We start from the raw sequence: 6,097 nt of genomic DNA, 5'->3' as shown, positions 1-6,097 counted from the left end.
GCGCCGGCGGCGCGGGGCGGCTACGCGGCCGTCAGGCGGGTGGCGCGCACGGAGGCCGCGCGGTCCTTCGCCGACGAGGTCTTCGCGACGATCCGGGCCGGGGCCACGCGCGTGACCGACGACGGCGAGCGGGTCTCGCTCCCGGCGATCCCGGGCCTGTCCGTGCCGCGGGACCGCGACCGCACGGCCCAGCGCCGCGCCGCGGGCGCGCCCGACTGCCCGGCGGGCGTCTCCTGCCAGTGGATCCCGGCCGCCTACCAGCGGCTCAAGAACGGCGGGTACGGCAACCACGACCGCTACACCGGCGACCGCCGGATCGACTACATCGTCATCCACGACGGGGAGACGACGTACGACGTCATGACCCGCCTGGCCAGGAAGCCCGACTACCTGAGCTGGCACTTCACCCTGCGCTCCGGTGACGGCCACATCGCCCAGCACCTGCGGGGCCGCGACATCGGCTGGCACGCGGGGAACTGGTACGTCAACTCCCGCTCCATCGGCCTGGAGCACGAGGGCTACCTGGCCAAGGGCGGCGCCTGGTTCACCGAGGCGATGTACCGCTCCTCGGCCAGGCTGGTCCGCCACCTCGCGGCCAAGTACGACATCCCCCTGGACCGGGCGCACATCCTCGGCCACGACAACGTGCCCGGCACCGCCCCCGACACCGTGCGCGGCATGCACGACGACCCCGGCCCCTACTGGGACTGGGCCCACTACTTCGAGCTGCTCGGCAGGCCGTTCGGTGCCTCGGACGTCGAACTGCTCGGCAGGCTGGCCAAGGCCCCGGCCGCCCGGACCGGGCACTCGGTGCTGATCAAGCCCGACTACGCCACCAACGCCCCCGGCTTCACCGGCTGCAAGGGGGGCTGTCCCCGTCTGGGCGGGGCGTCGGTCTGGCTGCGCACCCGCCCCTCCCCCACCGCCCCGCTGGTCGAGGACGTCGGCAAGCACCCCGACGGCGGCTCCAGCTACAGCGTCTACGACCACGCCGCCCGGGCCTCCACCGGCCAGCGGTACGCGCTCGCCGAGCGCAGGGGCGACTGGACCGCGATCTGGTACCTCGGCCAGAAGGCGTGGTTCAGCGACCCGGCCGGCGCCCGCACGTCCGTGAGCGCCACCGGCCCCCTGGTGACGCCCAGGCCCGGCCTGTCCTCGGTGAAGGTGTACGGCAGGGCCTACCCGGAGAAGGCCGCCTACCCCCGGGGCGTCCCGGTGCAGCAGCTGACCCCGCTGCAGTACTCGCTGCCTGCCGGGCAGTCGTACAGCGTCGGCATGACCGTCCGCTCCTCCTACCTCAGGGCGACCACCTTCGACCCGGCCGAGCACCGGATCGTCCGGGGCGCGACCCGCTACCACCAGATCCAGTTCGGGCACCGGATCATGTACGTCCGAGCCTCCGATGTCCGGCTGCTCCCCGGATGAAGATCCTCCGGATGGCGCTCGGTTGCGCGCATCCACCCCGCGGAGGCGCTAGAGTTTTCCACGTGCCCCCGGAGCAGTCGATCGGGGGTCACGCGGAAGTGGCTCAGTGGTAGAGCATCACCTTGCCAAGGTGAGGGTCGCGGGTTCGAATCCCGTCTTCCGCTCCGGCAGGTCCGCGAGGGCCTGACTGGTGGAGTGGCCGAGAGGCGAGGCAACGGCCTGCAAAGCCGTCTACACGGGTTCAAATCCCGTCTCCACCTCAGTGCACGAACAACGGACCCTCCGGGATCCGGTAAAGTAGTGCAGGCGCCGAGGGGAAACCCGAAGCACACACGCGGAAGTGGCTCAGTGGTAGAGCATCACCTTGCCAAGGTGAGGGTCGCGGGTTCGAATCCCGTCTTCCGCTCTGAGTTCCCCCGAGGACGATTAGCTCAGCGGGAGAGCGCTTCCCTGACACGGAAGAGGTCACTGGTTCAATCCCAGTATCGTCCACTCAAGAAACCCCAGGTGAACAACCTGGGGTTCTTTGTTTTCCCCACTGTCCGGCAGCCATCCGCCACCGTTCCCGGACTGCCCGCTCCGCCGCGTGCGGGGCCGCCCCGGCGCGGAGCCGCTCGTGCCCGCTCCGCGGGACGGCGGCGACAGGGGCGGCCCCGCGAAGGAGCGCACCGGGGGCCGCCGGCGCCCCGGAAAACATTACGATCATCTTTTTTGCCACACGATTCGGGCGAACAAAGAGGCACCATGGGAGGACGCATAACCTTAAATCAGGTTAATCGCTATGCTCTTGATCCACGGTGAAGGGGGCGAGCCTGTGCAGCGTGTGGTGGTCGATCCGGAGGTGCCCTCGGACGTTGCCGATCTTCTTCGCCGGAACGGGCCGCTGCTCTACCGCTTCCGTACCGGGCGGATCCCCCGGGAGATCGACGGCCCGCGGATCCCGCGGTCGCTCCTGGCGATCTTCGGCGTCACCGCGGGGGCCGGGGCGCTCGCCGTCCCCCTCGCCGGACCGGGAGCGGAGGTGATGGCCTTCCTGGTCGGCGCCCTGATCAGCCTGTACCTCCTCATCCTCACCGTGGTGTACATCGCCAGGAAACCCTCCCCCGTCGACTCCGTCGAGAACGTCGTGTACCGGCACTCGCAGCAGTGGCAGGGGCGCTACCTCATCCTGGAGGACTTCGACTACAGCTCCAGGGACCTGCTCGGCCGGGTCCAGCGAGCCATCGACTTCATCCTCCAGTCGCGGGTCAACGCCATGGGCATGCTCGACAGCGTGCGCAACTCGGTGATGCTGCCGGCCGAGGAGTGGGAGATCGCCCGGTTGCTGACCAAGCTCTCGGCGCTGCGGGCCAAGCACCGCAACCTCGCCCGGGGCGGCAGGAGTCCGGAGGTGGTCGCCGCGATGGCGCCGCTGGAGCGGGCCCTGGCCGCCAGCGAGGCCGCCGTGGTGGCGCGCGTGGAGGCGTTGGAACGCTACGCCAGGCACGTCTCCGAAGCCGAGCGGGCACTGCGCACCCAGAGCCAGATCGACGCGCTCCGGGCGCACCTGCCCGAGTACGAGCAGCTCGTCGCCGAGGCGGGCGCGGCGAGGTTCTCCACACCGGAGATCGGTTATCTGAGCGACGACGCCGACACGCTCAGACGGGCGCTACGCGACAGCGTCCGCTCGGCGCACGAGGCGTTCCGGCATCTCGACGGATGACTTCAGGACGATCCTGAGCGGGCGAAGGGGGCGAACCTGTGCGGCGCGTGGTGGTGGATCCGGAAGTGCCCGTCCAGACCGCCGACCTGTTCCGCAGACACGGGTCGATGCTGTCGCGCATCCGCGCCGGGTGGGTCCCGGAGCCGCCGCCGAGACCCTCACGCGCGCCCGCGTGGGGCCTGCGGATCGGCGGCCTGACCGCGACGCTCTTCCTGGTCTCCCTGCTCTTCGTCATCGACATCGGGCAGATGCTCTTCTTCGTCATGTCGCTGCTCGCCATGGTGATCATGGTCGGCCTGACCGGCGGCCGCGAGCCGCTGGAGGCGGAGTCGCCCGAGCGTGACCTCTACCTGCAGGCCCGCCGGTACGAGGGCCGCTACCTGCTGCCCGAGGACTTCGACTACAACGCGGGCCAGCTTCTCGGCCGGGCCCAGCAGGCGATCGACTTCGTCCTCCGCTCCCGGGTCAACGCCCTGGGCCTGCTCGACGACACGCGCAACACGGCGATGCTGCCCGCGCAGGAGTGGGAGATCGCCCGGCTGCTGACCAAGCTGTCGGCCCTGCGGAACGAGCACCACGAGTTCACCCGCGGCGGTGGCGGCTCGGAGGTGGCCGCCGCGATGGCGCCGCTGGAGCGGGCCCTGGCCGCCAGCGAGGCCGCCGTGGTGGCGCGCGTGGAGGCGTTGGAACGCTACGCCGGGCACGTCTCCGAAGCCGAGCGGGCGCTGCGCGCCCAGGAGCAGATCGAGCTGCTGCGCTCCCGCCTCCCCCGGTACGAGGAACTGCTCGCGGAGTCGGGTGCCGACAGCTTCTCCATACCGGAGATAGGCCGGCTGAGCGAGGACGCGAGCCATCTGGAGCGGGCGCTGCGCGACAGCGTCCGCTCGGCGCACGAGGCCTTCCGCCACCTGGACGGCCCGCCCCCGCCCCGGGACGCGCCCCCCGCCGCCGGGGACCGCGGCGACCGTCCCGGCGGACACTCGTGAGACGTGGGGGAAGTGACGCGGGTGGGCCGCGGCCGGCCCCGCCCGCGGTGGAGCCGCCGCGGGTTTGGAACGCTCTTGTCACCGCCTCCGAAGAAGGCGAGGATAGCTCGCATTCCTTGGAGGTAGCATGCGGATCCGCCTGGACGTCGCCCTCGGCGTCGTCGTACTGGTCGACGTGCTCCGGGTCTTCCTCCCGTCGCTGATCACACTGTTCGGCCGGGCGGGCAGCACCCCCGCGGAGATGATGGGCCTGTACGCCCTGTCGTGGTTCGTCCTGGCCTTCCTCGCGGTTCCGCTGGCCCGGCGTGTCCGGCCGCCGCTGGTGGCCCTCGGCGCCGCGGTCGCGCTGCTCTCGGCCCGGCTGGCGCTACAACTGACCGGCGGCGGCGACCCGCAGCTGTACGTGGCGAGCGCGGGGCTGCTGGCCGGGCTGGTCTGGTTGGTGGCGACCGCGATGGACGCCCGGGACGCCCGGCCCGCGATGGCGGGGGTGATCGCCGGTCTGGCGGCCGCCACGGTGATCCACACGGCGCTGGACGGCATCGATCTGATGTGGCGTCCCGGACCGCTCCCGTGGCTGGCGGTGGCGGTGGAGTTGTCGCTGTTCGGCTGGTCCCTGCTGCGGGCGGGACCTCCCGGGGAGGAGCGCTCCGGCGCCCCGCGCGCCTGGCTGGCGGTCGGCCCGGCCGTCCTGCTGTGGGGTCTCTACACAGGCAACGCCGCGCACGCCCAGGCGGCGACCGTCTCGGCCCAGCAGACCGCGGCCGTGGTCGTGGCCGCGTTCGCGGTGGTCTCGACGGTGCCCGCCGCGCTGCCGTTCCTGCGGCGCCCCCTGCTGCCCGCGGTCGCCCTGGTGGGCTCCGCGGTGGCGTTCACACTGGGCCGGGCCACCGTGGACGGGGTCCACGGTGTGGCGCCCGGCTGGACGATCGCCGCGCAGATCGTGGGCCAGGTCGCGCTGGGGGCCTGCCTGGCGCACGCCGCGGCGACCTCCGGCCCCGACCGGCCGGTCCGGCGCGGCCTGGCCGTGGCCGGGGGCATGCTGCTGTTCGTCGTGCTCGCCTTCGGCTACTACGCGGCCTACGACCTCTACCTGCCCAACCAGTGGGTTCCCGTGACCGCGGCGCTGGCGGTCGCGGGCACGGGGCTCGCCCGCGGTACGTGCCTGCCGCGCGTCTCCCACAGCCGGGGGTTCTTCGCCGCCGTGGGAGCCGCCGTCGTCCTGGTGGCCGCCGTCCCCCTGTGGCAGGGCGAACGGCCCCGGTGGACGCCGGCGGACGACGGGCTGCGGATCGCCGCGTACAACATCCGGATGGGGTTCGGCGAGTCCGGCAGGCTCTCGCTGGAGCAGCAGGCGGACACGCTCAGGGCGATGCGGCCGCACGTGGTGGTGCTGAGCGAGGCCGACCGGGGCTGGCTGCTGAACGGTGGCCACGACGGGGTCCGGCTGATCGCCGAACGGCTGGGCATGCACTACGTCTGGGCCCCGGCGGCCGACGAGGTCTGGGGCGACGCCCTGCTCACCAGTCTGCCGATCACCTCCATCCGCAACCACGTGCTCGTCCGGGGCGGCCCGACCGGAGCGCAGGCGCTGGAGGTGGGCCTGAACTGGCGGGGCAAGGCGGTCACCGTCATCGGCACCCACCTGCAGCCGCCGCCCGGCTGGCGCGAACTCGACCAGGTCGAGCAGCTCGGCCGGATCGTCAGGGACGCGACCCGGAGCGGCGCCCCGGTGGTCGTGGCCGGCGATCTCAACTTGGAGCCCGGGGACCGGGCCTGGCAGGTGCTGCTCGACTCGGAGCTGACCGACCCCCTCGCCCCGGTCCGGCCGTTCAGCACCGTCCCCGGGGACCGCCCGGCCGAGCAGATCGACCACGTGCTCGTCACCCCGGGTTTCGCCGGCAAGGACCAGGTCAACCCCGACGTCCCGTACTCCGACCACCGCCCGATCGCGGTCACCCTGGTCCCCGCGGACTAGTCTCGG

4 protein-coding genes and 4 tRNA genes are annotated in these 6,097 nt (G+C 72.3%); all 8 read left to right on the top strand.

The genetic code is table 11. The features are described from left to right. Positions 1-1,425, top strand: a 1,425-nt coding sequence (locus ABD841_RS33000) for an N-acetylmuramoyl-L-alanine amidase (RefSeq protein WP_344979964.1), incomplete at its 5' end; no start/stop codon positions are given. Between the two features lie 92 nt (positions 1,426-1,517). After that, positions 1,518-1,589, top strand: a tRNA-Gly gene (locus ABD841_RS32995). A gap of 25 nt (positions 1,590-1,614) precedes the next feature. Beyond that, a tRNA-Cys gene (locus ABD841_RS32990) sits at positions 1,615-1,685 on the top strand. A gap of 74 nt (positions 1,686-1,759) precedes the next feature. After that, positions 1,760-1,831, top strand: a tRNA-Gly gene (locus tag ABD841_RS32985). Between the two features lie 14 nt (positions 1,832-1,845). Beyond that, positions 1,846-1,917, top strand: a tRNA-Val gene (locus ABD841_RS32980). Positions 1,918-2,239: 322 nt separating this feature from the next. After that, complete coding sequence (locus ABD841_RS32975) at positions 2,240-3,127, top strand: hypothetical protein (RefSeq protein WP_344979962.1); 888 nt, start codon at positions 2,240-2,242, stop codon at positions 3,125-3,127. A 65-nt stretch (positions 3,128-3,192) separates the two neighbouring features. After that, positions 3,193-4,113 carry a hypothetical protein gene (locus ABD841_RS32970; RefSeq protein ID WP_344979960.1) on the top strand — a complete coding sequence of 307 codons (921 nt, stop codon included), beginning with the start codon at positions 3,193-3,195 and terminating at the stop codon, positions 4,111-4,113. Between the two features lie 127 nt (positions 4,114-4,240). Then, a complete protein-coding gene (locus ABD841_RS32965; protein ID WP_344979958.1) occupies positions 4,241-6,091 on the top strand; it encodes an endonuclease/exonuclease/phosphatase family protein in 1,851 nt (616 codons plus the stop codon). Positions 6,092-6,097: the final 6 nt, after the last annotated feature.

This window comes from Streptosporangium fragile (assembly GCF_039534445.1).
Classification (GTDB): Bacteria; Actinomycetota; Actinomycetes; order Streptosporangiales; family Streptosporangiaceae; genus Streptosporangium; species Streptosporangium fragile.
This window is presented reverse-complemented; position numbering and strand designations above follow the sequence as displayed.